This window comes from Aeromonas sp. QDB03 (assembly GCF_027707985.1).
Classification (GTDB): domain Bacteria; phylum Pseudomonadota; class Gammaproteobacteria; order Enterobacterales; family Aeromonadaceae; genus Aeromonas; species Aeromonas hydrophila.
Genome location: NZ_JAPCJG010000016.1, coordinates 53757 through 71838 on the forward strand (window position 1 = coordinate 53757; position 18082 = coordinate 71838).

Consider the following 18082-nt stretch of genomic DNA (forward strand, 5'->3'; position numbering starts at 1 on the left):
TTAACCTTGCTTGTTCTCACTGCGCTGACACATAGGGAAGCCCAGCGCTTCGCGGGAGGCGTAGTATGCCTCTGCCACGGCCTTGGTCAGGGTGCGGATGCGCAGGATGTAGCGCTGACGCTCGGTGACCGAGATGGCCTTGCGGGCATCCAGCAGGTTGAAGGAGTGAGCGGCTTTGAGGATGCGCTCGTAGGCTGGCAGCGGCAGCGGTTTTTCCAGTGCCAGCAGGTTCTGGGCTTCCTTCTCGTACTGCTCGAAGCAGTGGAACAGGAACTCCACATCGGCGTGTTCGAAGTTGTAGGTGGATTGCTCCACTTCGTTCTGGTGGAACACGTCGCCGTAGGTGGTCTTGCCCAGCGGGCCGTCAGACCAGACCAGATCGTAGACGCTGTCTACGCCCTGAATGTACATGGCCAGACGCTCGAGACCGTAGGTGATCTCGCCGGTGACCGGCTTGCACTCGAGGCCGCCAACCTGCTGGAAGTAGGTGAACTGGGTCACTTCCATACCGTTCAGCCACACTTCCCAGCCCAGACCCCAGGCACCCAGCGTCGGGTTTTCCCAGTTGTCTTCCACGAAGCGGATGTCGTGGATTTCAGGATCCATGCCCAGCTCTTTCAGGGAGCCCAGATAGAGTTCCTGAATGTTGTCGGGAGAAGGCTTGATGATCACCTGGAACTGGTAGTAGTGCTGCAGGCGGTTGGGGTTTTCACCGTAGCGGCCGTCAGTCGGACGGCGGGACGGTTGCACGTAGGCGCAGGCGATGGGCTCGGGGCCCAGGGCGCGCAGGCAGGTCATGGGGTGAGAAGTACCGGCACCCACTTCCATATCCAGCGGCTGAATGATGGTACAGCCCTGGCGGGACCAATAGTCCTGCAGCTGCAGGATCAGGCCCTGAAAGGTTTTGACATCGAATTTTTGCATAATTTTTTTCGCGCGAAATGAAATCAGAGCAAGATTTGCTGAATGTGAACCGAAGGAGTATACCGTCTGGCATGGTCGGATAATAGGCGAAATTACAGCGGATTAATGTGATGGCGCTGCGCCGGGCCTGGGCGGGAGGGGTTGTCGGCACTCCCACGCCCGGGTTGGCATCGACCCCGGGGATTGGATGAAATGACAGGAGAGAGGGAATGGAGTTGCGTTGCGCCTGGGTGACCAAGGACCCGGAATATATCGAATACCATGACAAGCAGTGGGGGCGACCGGTGCGGGATCCCCTCGAGCTGTTTGCCAAGCTCTGCCTCGATGGCCAGCAGGCGGGGCTGTCGTGGATCACCATTCTGAAACGAACGGACAGCTATCATCGCGCCTATGCCGACTTCGACCCGGTGCGCATTGCGGCCTTCGACGAGCAGGACGTGGAGCGGCTGATGCAGGATACCGGCATCATCCGCAACCGGCTCAAGGTGCAATCGATCATCAAAAATGCCCGCGCCTATCTGGCGCTGGAGGCCGAAGGCATCGACTTTGTCGATTATATGTGGGGCTTCGTGGGCGGCGCCCCCATCGTCAACCAGCGTCAGGGCAACGGCGACATCCCGGCGACCTCAGCGGAGTCGGATGCCATGTCCAAGGCGCTCAAGAAACGCGGCTTCACCTTCGTCGGCAGCACCATCTGCTACGCCTTCATGCAGGCGGTGGGGATGGTGAACGATCATCTGGTGACCTGCCCCTGCCACGCCGAGTGCCAGCAGGGGCCTGCGCGCCAATAAACCGGGTGCAAGGTAAAAGAGAAGGGAGGCTGATGCCTCCCTCTTGCATCTTGAGCCCAGCATTATCCGGGCTGAAGGGGGTGAGTCAGCGCCTCGCACACCTCGTCGCTGCTCATCAGCTGGACGAAGGGGCCGGCCAGGGTGGTGTTGTGGTGAGCGATGATCTGGGTTGCGGCAAGTGTCTGGGTATCCATGCAGGTGTGGGCATCGCTGACCAGTACCACGGAGTAACCGAGATCCGCTGCCGCCCGGCAGGTGGTATCTATGCAGTACTGGGTCTTCATGCCGGTGACGAGCAGGGTCTGTACCCCGCGCTGCTGCAGCCAACTATCGAGGGCGGTGCCGTGAAAGGCACTTGGTCGCTGTTTGTCGAACACGAGGTCGGCTGCGGTCACGGCCAGCTCGGGCACCAGTTGCCAGAGGGGGCTGCCCGCAGCGATGGGGCTGCCGGTCGGGCCCGTGTGGCGTACCGCCAGTACGGGGATGCCGGCACTATGGGCGGCATCGGCAAGCCGGTTGATGTTGGCCAGTAGCTGTGGGCCGGCATGGGGCGCCTCCGGGCCATGCAGCAGGCCGACCTGCATGTCGATGATGAGCAGGGCGGAATGGGCGAGTGAAGACATGGGCTGGCTCCGTTGTGGGGGAGCCCCACTCTGGCGGTAATGTCACCGGGTCGGCAACCCGCATCTGGGGGGCATGGGCCAATGTGTTGTTCGCGCTGACCGTGAAACGTCAGCGAGGTTCGGGGCGCATTCCTCTGCCCGAGCGGCAGCCATGCGTGGCAGATGGGGATCTGCATCGACAGCGTCACACCTTGGCACAGCTCTGGGGTAGAATGCGCCCTCTTTGGATTTGAGTCGGTTTTTTTAGAGGTTTTTCATGCATTTCAAGACACTTGTTCCCGCCGTTGCTCTGCTCGTAGCCCTGACCGGCTGTACCACCAACCCCTACACCGGTGAATCCCAGACCTCCAAGGGCGCCTGGGGCGCGCTGGCTGGCGCGGCCACTGGCGCCGCCGTGGGCGCGCTCTCCTCCAGCAAGGGTGACCGCAAGAAAGGGATCCTGACCGGCGTGGCCGCCGGCGCCGCCCTGGGCGGTGGTATCGGCTACTACATGGATGTGCAGGAAGCCAAGCTGCGCGAGAAGCTGCAGGGCACCGGTGTCAGCGTGACCCGCAACGGTGACCAGCTGATCCTCAACATGCCGAACAACGTCACCTTCGACAGTTCCAGCGCCCAGCTGAAAGCGGCCGGAGCCAACACCCTGTCTGGTGTGGCCATGGTGGTCGGTGAGTTCGACAAGACCCGCCTGAACGTGGTCGGTCACACCGACAGCACCGGCTCCCGCGAACTGAACATGAAGCTCTCCGCCCAGCGCGCCGATGCCGTCGCCGCCCAGTTGATTGGCCAGGGTGTGACCGGCAGCCGTATCTCCACCAGCGGCGTGGGCCCGGATCAGCCGGTAGCCACCAACAGCACCGCCGAAGGCAAGGCCCAGAACCGTCGGGTGACCATCACCCTGACCCCGACCGCCTAAGCGGTCCGGTTCGCAGCCATGAAAAAGGCCCCGCCAGCGATGGCGGGGCCTTTTTATTGGAGCCGTTGCGGGCAATGGCGCCTTGTTCTTTGCGCCCTTCTCCCCTTGTGGGAGAAGGGCGGGGATGAGAGGGGGAGCCGCCTCTTAGAGAGCTGCAGTGAGCTGAACTTCGACCTTGTAGCCTTCGTGGGCCAGGCGGGCCTGCACGCAGGCGCGGACCGGCGCTGTGCCCGCCGGGATCCAGGCATCCCACTGCTCGTTGAAGGCCGCGATGTCCGCAATGTCCTTGAGATAGATGTTGGCCATCAGGATCTTGTCGACGCCGGAGCCGTTAGCTTCCAGCAGGCGCTGCAGGCTGGTCAGCACTTCACGGGTCTGCTGGTGAATATCGGCGGTGTCGGTGGCGGGCACTTCCACCACATAGAGGGTGCCGTTGTGAATGACCACGTCAGACCAACGCTGGGTGGTGCCGATTCGGGTAATGGCTGGCATGGATTACTCCGGTGTTGGGGCTTACTGACCCTTGCGGATCAGATAGCGGTAAGGGGCCTGCTCTGTCTCGCTGGCGACCAGGGTGTGATCCATGAAGCGGCAGAAACTGGGGATGTCGCGGGTGGTTGAGGGGTCGTCGGCACTGACCAGCAGGGTCTCCCCGTCAGCCATCAACCGCACTTTTTTACGCACCATCATCACTGGCTCGGGGCAACGAAGCCCGATTGCGTCCAACTCGTGAGTTGCGTCGCAGAATAAAGCACTCATCAATAATCAACCTTCAACCAAATCAGCTGCCAATGATACTCACGGCGAAAAAATAATCAAACCACTCCGGCAACTGGCAGCATATGTAACCAAAGTGTTATCTGGGCCTACCCACTCCCCGCCGTATGAGTAATATAAAAATTGAACCATATTCAACAAGGAGGTGTGAATATGCAGGTCTCCTACGGCAGATTACAAGCCTACGCAGGCATGGGGTTCTTGTCTTTCGCCATGATAGTGATGGGCAGCCCGATCGGTAACACCGGCACCTGGTTCGGTTCCATGGTGATGATCGGACTGGGGCTCTGGATCGAGCTCAGCGATTACTACGACGAGGATGAGGACGAAAACGATCAATCCTGACCCCAATATTTTCACAACGACAAAGGCGGATATTTCATCCGCCTTTGTCGTTTCTGGCCGCCGCGAAAAGCGTCAGCGGGTCGAGCGCATGGCCCGCTCCAGATGCAGCGCCGTCTGTTGCGGGTTGGCTCTGGGGTCGTTGAAGAAGTTGCTCAGCACATCCATGATCGCCTGGCGCATGTTGGTCGGTGTCGCCATCCCCTCCGCCATGCTGGGCAGCAGGTTGCCCTCCCGCTCCGCCAGCAGAAAATCCTGATAGGAGCGGATGGCGCAGCGGTCGAACTTGCTCATGTCCGGCTTGGTCAGCGCCGGGATCGAACCCTTCACCCGGTTGAACTCCTGCTGGAAGCGCGGCGTCATCAGCAGCTGGGCCAGCTCGCCCTGGGCCTGCAGCTGGGCGGGATCCCGCTGCTTGAACATGGCGATGGAGTCGAGGTTGTAGCTGAACAGGTTGGCACTGCCGGGGCTCGGCAGGCACTCGATATCCTCGCCGGGCCGATAGTTGCCAGCGCTCAGTTCGCCCTTCACCCAGTCCCCCATGATCTGCATGGCGGCGCCGCCGCTCTCCAGCAGGTTGGTGGCCTGGTGCCACTTCAGGCCGGCGTATTTCTCCGGCACATAGCCGCGCAGCTGCTGAAAGCGGGTCAGCACCCGCACCATGTCGGGGCCGGTCAGGGTGGCGCTGTCCTGTTCCACGAAGGCTTTGCGATAGAACGCCTTGCCCCCTTCGCCGAGTGCCACCGTTTCGAACAGCACCGCCAGCTGCCAGGGCTCGTTGCCGATGGCGAGCGGGGTGATCCCTTGCTGCTTGAGCCGATCTGCCACGGTCACGAACTGGGCCCAGCTGGTGGGCGGCGTCAGCTTGTTGCGCTCGAAGATCTTGCGGTTGAGCCACAGCCAGTTGACTCGGTGGATACCGGTTGGCACCGCCATCAGGGCACCGTTCTGGCTCAGGGTCTCCCGCACCATGGGCGGCAGCTGGGGATACCAGCCGAGGTGTTCGGCCATGGGGGTGAGATCGCGCAGGAAGCCGAGTCCGGCCCACTCCCGCAACTCGAACCCCTTGAGGTGGGCCGCTTCCGGCGGATTGGCCGCCAGTGCCCGGCTTTTCAGCACCGTCATGGCGCTCTTGCCGCCGCCCCCCTGCACCGCGAAGTCGTTCCACTGGTTGCCCTGCTCGGTCCACTCGGACTTGAGCACTTCCACCGCCCTGGCCTCGCCGCCGGAGGTCCACCAGTGCAGTACCTCTACCTGGGAGGCGCCTACAGGCAGGGAGAGCAGGGCGATGACAGAAAAAGACAACCACTTCATAAGGTTACTGCCTTGGTAGGGAGAGGGTGGCCTGCAGGCCGCCCTGCGGACGATTTTCCAGCACCAGATCGCCGCCGTGGGCGTGGGCTATGTTGCGGGCAATGCCCAGACCCAGACCTGTACCGGCCAGATCCGTGCTGAGCCGGTAATAGGGCTCGAAGATGCGTTCGAACTGATCCTCCGGCAGGCCGGGACCCTCGTCCATGATGAACAGGATCAGCATCTCCTCGTCGTCCATGATGATGATGCGCACCCGTTGGCCGTACTTGATGCCGTTGTCCACCAGGTTGCCGATGCAGCGCTTGAGGGCCAGCGGCTTGCCGCGATAGGGTTGCTTGCAGTGGCCTTCGATGGTCAGCCGCTCGTCGTGCAGGTTCATGGCCTCCGCCATCTGCTCCAGCATGGCGTCGATGTCGAGCTGCTCGATGTTCTCGTGGATGTCGGTGTCTTTCACCGTTTGCAACGCCCCCTTCACCATCAGCTCCAGCTCGTCCAGGTCCTTGTTGAACTTGGCGATCTGCTGCTCGTCGTCGAGCAGCTCGACCCGCAGCCGCAGCCGGGTGATGGGGGTCTTGAGGTCGTGGGAAATCGAGCTGAACAGCCGCTCTCTATCGTCGATATAGCGGCGAATGCGGTGCTGCATGATGTTGAAGGCGCGGGTGGCCGCCACGATCTCGGAGGCCCCCTCCTCTTTCAGGGAGGGTTGGTCGATGTCCTTGCCGAGGTTGACCGCCGCCTTGGCCAGCCGGCGCAGCGGCCGGGTCTGCCAGCGCACCAGCAGGAAGGTGAAGAAGCAGAGGAACACCGTCATCAGGGCGATGAAGCGCACCTGGTTGCTCGGCATCACGGTATCGTCGAGGGTCATGTAGGGGGCCGGCAGCAGGGCTGCCAGATAGAGCCACTCACCCGGCTCTATCTCGATCTGGGTCACCAGCACAGGTGGATTGATCGGCTCCAGCGACAGGGTGTAGCGGGCCCAGGAAGAGGGCAGATCCGCCAGCAGGGTGTCGTTGTTGAAGACGTGCAGCTCTTCGGGGCGCGAGAAATCCACCTTGATCGCCATGGCATCGGAGAGCTTGCGAGTCAGCACCCCCTGCACCTCTTTGAGCACCAGCGTCTTGCGCTCGCTGTCGGGGATGGCGCTGATGTGGATCTCCTCCTCGTTCAGCGACACGAAGAAGCGGCTGCCGCCCATGTTGCGCAGCTGGTCGAGGGCGATGTGGCGGTACTGCAGCGGCAGAGATTTGAAGAAGTTGACGGTGGAGGCGGCCGACAGCGCCAGGTTGCGGGTGGTGCTGAGCATGCCTTCCAGCTCCCGCTTCTGGATCTGCTGCATCCAGATGCCGGTGAGGATGGTCTGGGAGAGCAGGATCGCCAGCAGCAGCAGCAGCAGCATCCGCGACAGCAGGGAACGAGGCACCAGTGCCCGCCAGAACCATCTGGTATTCATGGGATCTCGTGCACCTCGGCGATCAGCATGTAGCCACTGCCGCGAATGGTCTTGATGATGCGCGGGCTCTTGCCGTTGTCACCCAGCTTCTGGCGCAGGCGGCTGATCTGCACGTCGATGCCGCGCTCCATCGGCAGGCTCTCGCGACCGCGGGTGGCATCCGAGATGGTATCCCGGTCCAGCACCACGCCGGGCTGTTGCAGGAACATGCCGAGCAGCAGGGCATCGCTGCCGGAGAGGTCCAGCAGGCTGCCGTCCTCGTGGGTCAGCTGGTGGCTCAGGGTATCCAGGGTCCACTCGGCGAAACGCAGCCGGCGGCTCGGTTCTTTCTCTTTCTCCGGCTGGCGGAATTCGGCGCGGCGCAGCAGCGCCTTGATGCGGGCCTGCAGTTCGCGCGGGCTGAACGGCTTGGCGATGTAGTCATCGGCACCGAGTTCGAGGCCGATCACCCGGTCCGCTTCGTCGGAGGCGGCGGTCAGCATGATGATGGGCACCTGGGAGTCGCGACGGATCTGCTGGCAGAGGGTAAAGCCGTCGTCACCCGGCATCATGATATCGAGAATGATGAGGTCCGGGTTGTGCTGGGCGAGCTGCTTGCGCATCTCGTTGCCCTCCGCTGCGGTCAATACCTCGAAGCCGGCCCTGGTCAGGTATTCGTTGAGCAGCTCGCGGATCTCTTGGTCGTCGTCGACGATCAGCAGTTGTTTGCTCGTTGACATATGTATGTGCATCCACCCATTTTTTTGTGCAGATTGAACCTGTCAGGGGCGCAAAAAGCAAGCAAGCCCCCCATCTAATGTGAGGTTATGGGCAATATCCTCCCATATCCTGCCGTGCAAATAAAAAAGGCCGACCCAAACGGGCCGGCCAATACGCAGATTCCGACGGCAGAAGTGCACCCCGTGTGGCGCACTCCACAGACTCGATGACGGGCCGGTCAGACCGACCCCAAAACCGCTGACAGGAGCCCGCTTCGCCGGGAAGCAGGAGCGGGCTCCTGTCTGTCAATACAGCCCCGACCGGCGAGCCGGCCGGGGTGCTACTTACACTCGTTCGAACACGGTGGCGATGCCCTGACCCAGGCCGATGCACATGGTGGCAACCCCCAGGGTGGCGTCCTTCTCTTCCATCAGGTTGAGCAGGGTGGTGGAGATGCGGGCGCCGGAGCAGCCGAGCGGGTGACCCAGCGCGATGGCGCCGCCGTTCAGGTTCACCTTCTCGTCCACCACGTCTTGCAGACCCAGATCCTTCACGCAGGGCAGGGACTGGGCGGCAAACGCCTCGTTCAGCTCGAACAGGTCGATGTCACCGATGGTCAGGCCGGCCCGCTTGAGCGCCTTCTGGGTGGCCGGCACCGGGCCGTAACCCATGATGGCGGCATCGCAGCCGGCGACGGCCATGGCGCGCACCCGGGCGCGCGGGGTGAGGCCGAGCGCCTTGGCGCGCTCCGCACTCATCACCAGCATGGCGGCGGCGCCATCGGACAGCGCCGATGAGGTGCCGGCGGTGACGGTGCCGTTGATCGGGTCGAACACCGGGCGCAGCTGGCTCAGGGTTTCCACCGTGGTCTCGGGGCGGATCACTTCGTCGTAGTCGTAGAAGAAGCGGGCACCGCTGGCGTCATGACCTTCCAGCCCGACGATCTCCTTGGCGAAACGCCCTTCCACGGTGGCCGCGTGAGCGCGGCGGTGGGAGCGGGCGGCAAACTCGTCCTGCTGCTGACGACTGATGCCATGCAGCTTGCCGAGCATCTCGGCGGTCAGCCCCATCATGCCGGAGGCTTTCGCCACCGACTTGGCCATGCCGGGGTGGAAGTCCACCCCGTGGCTCATCGGCACGTGACCCATGTGCTCGACGCCGCCGATGATGAAGATGTCCCCATCACCCACCTGGATGGCGCGAGAGGCATCGTGCAGCGCCTGCATGCTGGAGCCGCACAGGCGGTTGACGGTGACCGCCCCCACCTGCTTGGGAATGCCGGCCAGCAGCGCGGCGTTACGGGCAATGTTGAAGCCCTGCTCCAGGGTCTGCTGCACGCAGCCCCAGTAGATATCCTCGATCTCGTTCGGGTCGAGGTTGGGGTTGCGCAGCAGGATGGATTTCATCAGGTGCGCGGACAAGTCTTCTGCACGCACGTTGCGGAAGGCGCCGCCCTTGGACCGGCCCATCGGGGTCCGGATACAGTCGACAATGACTACGTCTTTCATGAATGGATCTCCTTTCCGCAATCAGTAGAAGGTTTTGCCCTGGGCGGCCATCTCACGCAGCTTGTCGCTGACGCGGTAGAGCGGGCCCAAGTCGGCATACTGGTCGGCCATGGCCACGTAGCGATCCAGACCAATGGTGTCCAGATAGCGGAACACGCCGCCGCGGAAGGGAGGGAAGCCCAGACCGTAGACCAGCGCGATGTCGGCTTCGGCTGGCGTGGCGACTATGCCCTCTTCCAGACAGAGCACCACCTCGTTGATCATCGGGATCATCATGCGGGCGATGATGGCGTCCTTGTCGAAATCCTGTTTCGGCTTGGCGATGGGGGCCAGCAGATCGTAACTGGCGGCGTCGGCCACCTTCTTCGGCTTGCCCTTCTTGTCCTGCTCGTAGGCGTAGAAGCCCTTGCCGTTCTTCTGACCGAAGCGGCTCACTTCGTACATCACGTCGATGGCGGTACGGCCTTCCTTGCTCATGCGTGCCGGGAAGCCCTGCGCCATCACGTCACCGGCATGGTGGCCGGTGTCGATGCCGACCACGTCCAGCAGGTAGGCGGGGCCCATGGGCCAGCCAAACTCCTTCTCCATCACCTTGTCGACGGCGGCGAAGTCGGCGCCATCGGCAACCAGCTTGTTGAAGCCGAAGAAGTAGGGGAACAGCACCCGGTTGACGAAGAAGCCCGGGCAGTCGTTGACCACGACCGGGGACTTGCCCATGGCGGCGGCGTAGGCCACCACGCGGTTGATGGTTTCATCGGAGGTCTGCTCGCCGCGGATGATCTCCACCAGCGGCATGCGGTGCACCGGGTTGAAGAAGTGCATGCCGCAGAAGTTTTGCGGGCGCTTCAGTCCCTTGGCCAGCAGAGAGATGGGGATGGTGGAGGTGTTGCTGGCGAGCACGGCGTCTTCGCCGATGATCCCTTCCACTTCGCCCAGTACGGCGGCCTTCACTTTCGGGTTCTCGACCACGGCTTCCACTACCACATCCACATGCTTGACGTTGTCATAGCTGAGGGTCGGGGTGATGGCTGAGAGCACCTGGCCCATCTTGATACCGTCGATGCGGCCCTTCTCGAGCTGGCCGTTGAGCAGCTTGGTGGCCTCATTCATGCCAAGTGCCAGTGCCTTCTCGTTGATGTCCTTCATCACCGCCGGGATGCCCTTGCTGGCAGACTGGTAGGCGATGCCGCCCCCCATGATGCCGGCACCCAGTACGGCGGCGTGGCCAGTGGCCTTGCTCGCCTGTTTGGCGGCCTTCTTGGCCAGCGCCTTGATGTGCTGATCGTTCAGGAAGATACCGACCAGCGCCTTGGCGACATCGGTCTTGGCCAGCTTGATGAAGCCTTGCGCCTCGACGGCCAGCGCCTCGTCACGGCTCATGCCGGCAGCGGCTTCGACGGTTTTTACCGCCGTCATCGGCGCCGGATAGTGTTTGCCCGCCACGGCGGCAACCATGCCGGCGGCGGTGGTGAAGCTCATCATGGCTTCCAGTTTGGAGAGGCGCAGCGGGGCCTTCTTGGCGGCGCGGCGGCCCTGCCAGTCCAGCTTGCCTTTGATCGCGTCCTTGATCATCTGCAGCGCAGCGCCCTGCAGCGCGTCGGGGGCGACCACGGCATCGATGGCACCCACCTTGAGGGCGTCATCGGCACGGTAATCCTTGCCGGTGGTGATCCACTCGAGCGCGTTGTCGGCGCCGATCACCCGTGGCAGACGGACGGTGCCGCCAAAGCCCGGCATGATGCCGAGCTTGGTCTCGGGCAGGCCAATCTTGGCTGTGGTGTCTGCCAGACGGAAGTCGGTGGAGAGAATGGTCTCGCAGCCGCCGCCCAGGGCGTGGCCCTTGATGGCGGAGAGGGTGGGCACCGGCAGATCTTCGATGGCGCTGAAGATGTCGTTGGCCTTTTTCAGCCAGCCGAGCAGATCAGCCTGCGGCAGATCGAACAGTTCCAGGAATTCGGTAATGTCGGCGCCGACGATAAAGGCGTCTTTGCCGGAGGTTAGGATCAGACCTTTTAGTTCACGTTCTTGTTGTAATGCGGCGATCGCTTCGCTCAGGGAGAGCAGGGTAGCGCGATCCAGCTTGTTGACTGAACCCGGAGCATCGAACCTCAACTCGGCAATGCCGTCTTCGAGGTAGCTGACCGTCAGGGTTTCGCCTTGGTAGATCATGAGAGTGTCTCCTTGTTCCCACATGGTGGGGGGGTGGTGCTCCTTTATCCCCAGCAGGGGGCGAGGCTCACTATTGATCCAAAAGAAGACAATTTCAACACCTATTTAAAACATTCGTTTAACAGATCTCGAGTAAAAGCTCGCCTCAGATTAACAACCAAAATAAAGGCGTCTGATGACGCCTTTATTAACCTTGTGTGGCCTCAACTGGCCAGCTCTGGCCGGTCGCGATACTGGCTCAGCACTTCGGGATCGGCGAGGGCGTGGGTGTTGTTGACGGGCCGGTTGTGCACCACTTCCCGCACCGCCAGCTCCACTATCTTGCCGGACTTGGTGCGCGGAATGGCGTCCACCTGCAGGATGCGGGCCGGCACGTGACGGGCGGTGCAGTGCAGGCGCACCTGCTGGCGGATGCGCTCGCGCAGCGCTTCGTCCAGCATGAGGCCTGGCTTGAGCTTGACGAACAGCACCACCCGCTCGTCCTGTTGCCACTGCTGGCCGATGACGATGCTCTCTTCTACTTCCTCCAGCTGCTCGACGTAGCGGTAAATCTCGCTGGTGCCGATGCGCACGCCGCCCGGGTTGAGGGTGGCGTCGGAGCGACCGTAGAACAGGATGCCGCCGGTCGGGGTCAGCTCGATCCAGTCGCCATGGCACCAGATGTTGTCGAACCGTTCGAAGTAGGCGGCGTGGTACTTGTCGCCGCTGGCGTCCCCCCAAAAGCCGATGGGTTGGGCCGGGAAGGGCTTGGTGCAGACCAGTTCGCCCTTTTCACCCTGCACCGGCTGGCCCGCTTCGTTGAATACCTGCACCGCGAGGCCGAGGCCGCGTCCCTGGCTCTCACCGCGGTAGACGGGGCTGATGGGGTTGCCGATGACGAAGCAGGAGCAGATGTCGGTGCCACCCGAGATGGAGCTGAGCTGAACGTCCTGCTTGATCTGCTGATAGACGTAGTCGAACCCTTCGGGAGAGAGCACGGAGCCGGTGCTGCAGATCAGCCGCAACTGCGGCAGCTGGTGGGTCTTGATCGGGGTATAACCCTGCTTGTGCAGCGCATCCAGGTATTTGGCCGAGGTGCCAAACAGGGCGACCTCTTCGTCGCGGGCGAGATCCCACAACACGTTGCCGTCCGGGTAGAAGGGGGAGCCGTCGTAGAGCACCAGGGTGGCGCCGGAGGCGAGCGCGCTCACCAGCCAGTTCCACATCATCCAGCCGCAGGTGGTGAAGTAGAAGATGCGCTCCCCTGGCTTGATGTCGCAGTGCAGCTGGTGCTCTTTCAGATGTTGCAGCAGGGTGCCGCCGATGCCGTGGACGATGCACTTGGGTTTGCCTGTGGTGCCGGACGAATAGAGGATGTAGAGCGGGTCATTGAAGGCCATTGGCTCGAACTGCAGGCTGGCATCCGGCTGGCTGGCCAGGATCTGGCGCCAGTCGTGGCCAAACTGCAGGGGATGGCCCAGCAAGGGGATCATGACCGTCTGCTCTATGCTGTCGATCTGGCTGATGACCCCCGCCACTTTGTCCTGAATGTTGATGGCCTTGCCGTTGTAGCGATAGCCATCCACCGCAAACAGCATCCGCGGTCGGGTCTGGCCGAAGCGCTCCACCACGCTGGCTTCGCCGAAATCGGGGCTGGTGGAGGTCCAGATCGCTCCCAGGCTGGTGGTCGCCAGCATAGCCACCACGGTTTCCGGGATATTGGGCAGGTAGGCCGCCACCACATCGCCCCGGCCGATGCCCTGGCCACGCAGCCACTGGGCCAGCCTGGCGACCTGATCCGCCAGCTCGCGCCAGCTCAAGGTGTGGCTGGGGCTACCCTCGATGCGGGAGATGATGGCCGGTGTGTCATCCTGGCGGCGCAGCAGGTTTTCGGCGAAGTTGAGCCGGCTGTCGGGGAACCAGCGGGTGCGCTGCATCTCCTGGCGGTTCTCCGCCACTATGTTGCCGAGCTCGCCCTTGACGCCGCAGTGCTGCCACACCAGCGGCCAGAAACGGGTTGTCTTCTCCACCGACCACTGGTAGAGCTGGGCGTAGCTGTGCAGCTGCAGGCCGTGGAAGCGGTTGACCTCGGCCATGAAGTGCTGGAGGTTGGATTGCTGAATCCGCTCCTGATCCGGTTGCCACAGGCAAAGGTTGTGCATGAGTAGTCCCTGACTGCATGTATCTACCGGCAGTGTATTGAATTGTTTTTTATTTGTTAATGGTTGGTTTTTGTTTCATAACAAAAGCCTTGTAACGTATGCGTTACCTCACGAAGCGATTGCTTGACGGTTCGAGCCTTGATTCGCTTGATGTTATGCTGAAACCACATTTCTCCCGGAGCAGGACGCCATGAGCAGCTACAGCCAACTTTTTGCCCAGCACCTCGACACCTTGCAGCAGCGCACCCGCGACATACTGCAACAGCAGGGACTGAGCGGTCTGGCCATCCACTCCGGCCAGACCCACCGCATCTTCCTCGATGATCAGGATTACCCCTTCAAGGTGAACCCCCAGTTCAAGGCCTGGTTGCCGGTGCTGGACAATCCCCACTGCTGGTTGCTGGTGGACGGTGTGAACAAGCCGGTGCTGCTGTTCTATCGTCCGGTGGATTTCTGGCACAAGGTGGCGGAGCTGCCCAACGCTTTCTGGGTCGACTTCTTCGACATCCGCTTCCTGACCCGCCCGGAGCAGGTGGCCGATCACCTGCCGGCCAACAAGCAGGAGTGGGCCTATCTGGGCGGCCACCTGGAGGTGGCCGAGCTGCTGGGGCTGGGCCAGCCCAATCCGGAGGCGGTGCTCAACTATCTGCATTATCATCGTGCCTACAAGACGGCCTACGAGCTGGAATGCTTGCGCGATGCCAACCGCATCGGGGTACGCGGCCACATTGCGGCCAAGGACTCCTTCATGGCGGGGGCGAGCGAGTTCGAGATCAACCTGGCCTACATGAAGGCGGTCGGGCAGGGGGCCAATGAGGCGCCCTACGGCAATATCGTCGCCATCAACCGCAATGCGGCCATCCTGCACTACACCCACCTCTCCTCTCAGCGGGTGCCCGATGCGGAACGGTACTCCTTCCTCATCGATGCCGGCGTGGATGTGCACGGCTATGCCTCCGACATCACCCGGACCTGGGCCTGGCGCCGCGGTGAGTTTGCCGATCTGATTGCGGCGCTGGATGCCCAGCAGCAGGAGATCATCGAGGAGATCAAGCCGGGTCGCCGTTACAGCGAGCTGCATCTGCAGATGCACCACCGACTGGCGCGCCTGCTGCAAGCCACCGAGCTGGTGGACATGTCGGTGGACGAGATGATCCATACCGGGGTGACCAACGTCTTCTTCCCCCACGGTCTCGGCCACTTCCTCGGCCTGCAGGTACACGATGCCGGCGGCTTCATGCAGGACGAGCGCGGCACCCACTTGTCGGCCCCCGAACAGTTCCCCTATCTGCGCTGCACCCGGGTGATGGAAGTGGGCCAGGTGTTCACCATCGAGCCGGGCCTCTACTTCATTGACAGCCTGCTGGAGCCGCTGCGCCTCGGTGAACAGGGCAAGCGGGTCAACTGGAACAAGGTCGAGGCGCTGCGCCCCTATGGCGGCATCCGCATCGAAGACAACGTGGTACTGCATGCCAACGGGGTGGAAAACCTGACCAGACAAGCAGGGCTCTGATGGCGGCAGACTATTCCATACCGGCCGCACCGCTGGAGGTGAGTGAGGAGATCAAGAAGAGCCGCTTCATCACTTATATCGCCCACACGCCGACCGTAGAGGCTGCCAAAGCCTGGATCGGCGAGATAAAACAGCAACATCCCGGGGCCCGGCATCACTGCTGGGCCTTTGTCGCCGGTGCCCCGCAGGACAGTCAGGTTTACGGTTTCAGCGATGACGGCGAGCCCTCGGGCACCGCCGGCAAGCCCATGCTGGCCCAGCTGATGGGGGCCGGTCTCGGGGAGATCGCCGCCGTGGTGGTGCGCTATTACGGTGGGGTACTGCTGGGCACCGGCGGCCTGGTCAAGGCCTATGGCGGTGGTGTGGGCGCCGCCCTCAAGCAGCTCGAAACCCGCATCAAGCGCCAGCAGGCTACCTCCCTCATCCAGTGCGACTATACCGACATGGGCGCGGTGGAAGCGCTGATCCAGGCGCATCAGGGTCAGTTGCTGGCGGCCGATTACGGCGCCAGCGTCACCCTGCAGGTGGCGTGGGAAGCCGCTGTTTGGAGCAGAATCGCACAGGAATTGACCGACCGAACCCAGGGTCGGGTATCCCTTCGTCCCTTAGATGGCTAGAATCCATCGCTCTTTTAGCCTGAAGAGGGAGCCGGAATGCAGATTCTGAGCATCATTCGTATCGTTGGCCTGCTGGTCGCGCTGTTCAGTTCGACCATGTTGCTGCCCGCGCTGGTCGCCTTTGGCTATCGTGATGGCGGTGGTGCCGAGTTCGTCAACTCCTTCTTCATCGCCCTGCTGCTCGGCGCCGCGCTCTGGTTTCCCAACCGCCATCAGAAGAAAGATCTCAGATCCAAGGAAGGCTTCCTCATCGTCGTGCTGTTCTGGGTGGTGCTGGGCAGCGTGGGGGCCTTGCCGTTCCTGCTGGGAGAGGTGCCCGGCATGACGGTGTCGGAGGCCTTCTTCGAGTCGTTTTCCGGCCTGACCACCACGGGGGCGACCGTGCTCACCGGGCTGGACAACCTGCCCAAGGCGTTTCTGTTCTATCGCCAGCTGCTGCAGTGGCTGGGGGGGATGGGGATTATCGTGCTGGCGGTGGCCATACTGCCGCTGCTCGGCATCGGGGGGATGCAGCTCTATCGCGCCGAAATTCCGGGGCCGGTCAAGGACAACAAGGTCACCCCGCGTATCGCCGAGACGGCCAAGGCACTCTGGTTCATCTATCTGCTGCTCACTTCCCTCTGTGCCCTGGCGTACTGGATGGCGGGCATGACCCTGTTCGATGCCATCTGCCACTCCTTCTCCACCCTGTCGGTGGGCGGCTTCTCGACCCACGACGCCAGCATCGGCTTTTTCAACAGCCCTGCCATCAACCTGATTACTGTGGTGTTTCTGCTGCTGGCGAGCGTCAACTTCGCCCTGCATTTCATGGTGTTCGCCCACAAGCCGGTGCGGCTGAGCAACTATCTGCGTGACTCCGAGCTGAAGGTGTTTCTGAGCATCCAGTGCGTGCTGGTGCTGATCTGCTTCGTTTCCCTCTTGTTTCACGGTCATTACGCCACCTGGCAGGAGGCGCTCAACCACGGTCTGTTCCAGGCGGTGTCGCTGGGCACGACCACCGGCTACAGCACGACCAGCTATGCGGAGTGGCCCTCCTTTCTACCCATGCTGCTGATGTTCTCCGCCTTCATCGGTTGCTGCGCCGGCAGTACCGGGGGCGGCATCAAGGTGATGCGCTTCATGATCCTGTTCCTGCAGGGGATGCGCGAGCTGAAGCGGCTGGTGCACCCGCGCGCCATCTATACCCTCAAACTGGGTCGTCGTGCCGTGCCTGAGCGGATCGTGGAGGCGGTGTGGGGCTACTTTGCTACCTACATCATTCTGTTCTTCATCTTTATGCTGTTGCTGCTGATGACCGGCTTGAACGAGGTGACCGCTTTCTCCGCCGTGGCGGCCGCGTTTACCAACGTGGGGCCGGGGCTGGGCGAGGTGTCGGCCAACTTCGGCAAGATCTCGGCAACGGCGCAATGGATACTGGTCGTCGCCATGCTGTTTGGCCGATTGGAAATCTTCACTCTTCTGGTACTGTTTACCCCTGCATTCTGGCGTAGTTGAGGTTGGTATGGACAAGATTCTGGTGCTTTATTCTTCCCGTGACGGGCAAACACGAAAGATCGTCGATGCCATGCTGGCAGAGACCGAGGGTTGTGAGGTGGTGATGCAGGATCTGCATACCCTGCCGAAGTGCAATCTTAGCAAGTTCAAGAAGGTGCTGATCGGTGCCTCCATTCGTTATGGCAACTTCCATCCCAGTCTGTTCAGTTTCATCCACGCTCATCACGAACAGCTGGAAGTGGCCAACGCAGCCTTCTTCTGCGTCAACCTGACCGCTCGCAAGCCGGAGAAGCAGACCCCGCAGACCAACGCCTATATGAAGAAGTTTCTGCGCCTCTCCCCCTGGAAGCCGAAAACCCTGGGGGTGTTTGCCGGTGCGCTGCAATACTCCCGCTACAACTGGTGGCAGACCCGCATCATCCAGCTGATCATGAAGATCACTCGTGGTAGCACGGATACCAGCAAGGACCTCGAGTTTACCGATTGGGAAAAAGTGCGCGATTTTGCCCGGGAATTCTGGTCAAAAAGATAGCAATCCATCGTCCTGAATGGCCTTGGCCCCGTGGTTGCGGGGCTTTTTGTTGGATAAATAGGCGTTTGAACTACTGAAAGCCAAAAAATGCCAATTTTTGCAAAATTCCCCTTGTCATCGCGGCGCGGCTCCCTATAATGCGCCCCTACCAGCACGGCAGAACACGCCAACCTGATGAGCCAGCTTCCTTACGAAGCAGGCGCCGAAAGAAAAGCGAAAACAATCGCTTGACTTTCGAAGTGAGAAGCGTAATATGCGCCTCCTCAACGCGACAA

General features: G+C 61.9%; 17 protein-coding genes. 7 read left to right on the forward strand and 10 right to left on the reverse strand.

Annotation, left to right across the window (positions count from 1 at the left end; genetic code table 11):
• Nucleotides 1-924: a glycine--tRNA ligase subunit alpha gene (glyQ, locus tag PG900_RS21905; protein ID WP_005339464.1), complete on the reverse strand. Its 924-nt coding sequence runs from the start codon at nt 922-924 to the stop codon at nt 1-3.
• A gap of 209 nt (nt 925-1133) precedes the next feature.
• On the opposite strand from glyQ, the gene PG900_RS21910 reads away from it, so the two are divergent.
• Nucleotides 1134-1715: a DNA-3-methyladenine glycosylase I gene (locus PG900_RS21910; protein WP_270832291.1), complete on the forward strand. Its 582-nt coding sequence runs from the start codon at nt 1134-1136 to the stop codon at nt 1713-1715.
• Nucleotides 1716-1777: 62 nt separating this feature from the next.
• Here the strand turns inward: PG900_RS21910 and PG900_RS21915 are convergent, their stop codons facing one another.
• Nucleotides 1778-2338: a cysteine hydrolase family protein gene (locus tag PG900_RS21915; RefSeq protein ID WP_257686158.1), complete on the reverse strand. Its 561-nt coding sequence runs from the start codon at nt 2336-2338 to the stop codon at nt 1778-1780.
• A 256-nt stretch (nt 2339-2594) separates the two neighbouring features.
• Here PG900_RS21915 and PG900_RS21920 point away from each other — a divergent pair, with 256 nt between their 5' ends.
• Nucleotides 2595-3251 carry an OmpA family lipoprotein gene (locus PG900_RS21920; protein ID WP_011704158.1) on the forward strand — a complete coding sequence of 219 codons (657 nt, stop codon included), beginning with the start codon at nt 2595-2597 and terminating at the stop codon, nt 3249-3251.
• A 144-nt stretch (nt 3252-3395) separates the two neighbouring features.
• On the opposite strand, the gene PG900_RS21925 is transcribed toward PG900_RS21920, so the two are convergent.
• Both PG900_RS21925 and tusA read right to left on the reverse strand, forming a co-directional pair.
• On the reverse strand, nt 3396-3743 hold the full coding sequence (locus tag PG900_RS21925) for a RidA family protein (protein WP_270832293.1): 348 nt from the start codon (nt 3741-3743) through the stop codon (nt 3396-3398).
• A gap of 21 nt (nt 3744-3764) precedes the next feature.
• Nucleotides 3765-4010, reverse strand: a complete 246-nt coding sequence (gene tusA / locus PG900_RS21930) for a sulfurtransferase TusA (RefSeq protein ID WP_005307416.1) — start codon at nt 4008-4010, stop codon at nt 3765-3767.
• 171 nt (nt 4011-4181) lie between these two features.
• Here tusA and PG900_RS21935 point away from each other — a divergent pair, with 171 nt between their 5' ends.
• A complete protein-coding gene (locus PG900_RS21935; RefSeq protein WP_005307420.1) occupies nt 4182-4373 on the forward strand; it encodes a hypothetical protein in 192 nt (63 codons plus the stop codon).
• Nucleotides 4374-4445: 72 nt separating this feature from the next.
• Here PG900_RS21935 and PG900_RS21940 read toward each other — a convergent pair whose 3' ends face one another.
• The 6 genes from PG900_RS21940 to PG900_RS21965 form a co-directional block, all read right to left on the reverse strand.
• Nucleotides 4446-5684 carry an ABC transporter substrate-binding protein gene (locus PG900_RS21940; RefSeq protein ID WP_044798828.1) on the reverse strand — a complete coding sequence of 413 codons (1239 nt, stop codon included), beginning with the start codon at nt 5682-5684 and terminating at the stop codon, nt 4446-4448.
• Between the two features lie 4 nt (nt 5685-5688).
• Nucleotides 5689-7134 (reverse strand): ATP-binding protein, encoded by a 1446-nt coding sequence (locus PG900_RS21945; protein ID WP_016348991.1) that lies wholly within the window; start codon nt 7132-7134, stop codon nt 5689-5691.
• On the reverse strand, nt 7131-7853 hold the full coding sequence (locus PG900_RS21950) for a response regulator (RefSeq protein WP_016348992.1): 723 nt from the start codon (nt 7851-7853) through the stop codon (nt 7131-7133). The genes PG900_RS21945 and PG900_RS21950 overlap by 4 nt, the downstream gene beginning before the upstream one ends.
• 324 nt (nt 7854-8177) lie before the next feature.
• Entirely contained in the window at nt 8178-9341 is a 1164-nt protein-coding gene (gene fadA / locus PG900_RS21955; protein WP_029302622.1) for an acetyl-CoA C-acyltransferase FadA, read from the reverse strand.
• A gap of 21 nt (nt 9342-9362) precedes the next feature.
• Nucleotides 9363-11510, reverse strand: a complete 2148-nt coding sequence (fadB, locus tag PG900_RS21960; protein ID WP_270802201.1) for a fatty acid oxidation complex subunit alpha FadB — start codon at nt 11508-11510, stop codon at nt 9363-9365.
• A gap of 203 nt (nt 11511-11713) precedes the next feature.
• Nucleotides 11714-13651 carry an acetoacetate--CoA ligase gene (locus tag PG900_RS21965; protein WP_270832295.1) on the reverse strand — a complete coding sequence of 646 codons (1938 nt, stop codon included), beginning with the start codon at nt 13649-13651 and terminating at the stop codon, nt 11714-11716.
• 190 nt (nt 13652-13841) lie between these two features.
• Between PG900_RS21965 and pepQ the strand changes: the two genes are divergently transcribed.
• Genes pepQ through hemG form a run of 4 tightly spaced genes read left to right on the forward strand, consistent with a single transcriptional unit; the run spans nt 13842 to nt 17807 of the window.
• Nucleotides 13842-15164 (forward strand): Xaa-Pro dipeptidase, encoded by a 1323-nt coding sequence (gene pepQ / locus PG900_RS21970; RefSeq protein WP_270832297.1) that lies wholly within the window; start codon nt 13842-13844, stop codon nt 15162-15164.
• On the forward strand, nt 15164-15781 hold the full coding sequence (locus PG900_RS21975) for a YigZ family protein (protein ID WP_065480299.1): 618 nt from the start codon (nt 15164-15166) through the stop codon (nt 15779-15781). The genes pepQ and PG900_RS21975 overlap by 1 nt, the downstream gene beginning before the upstream one ends.
• Before the next feature lie 36 nt (nt 15782-15817).
• Nucleotides 15818-17275: a TrkH family potassium uptake protein gene (locus PG900_RS21980; RefSeq protein ID WP_011704169.1), complete on the forward strand. Its 1458-nt coding sequence runs from the start codon at nt 15818-15820 to the stop codon at nt 17273-17275.
• Between the two features lie 7 nt (nt 17276-17282).
• The gene (gene hemG / locus PG900_RS21985) at nt 17283-17807 is read left to right on the forward strand and encodes a menaquinone-dependent protoporphyrinogen IX dehydrogenase (RefSeq protein ID WP_270802164.1); all 525 of its coding nucleotides are present in this window, start codon (nt 17283-17285) and stop codon (nt 17805-17807) included.
• The last annotated feature ends 275 nt before the right edge of the window (nt 17808-18082 follow it).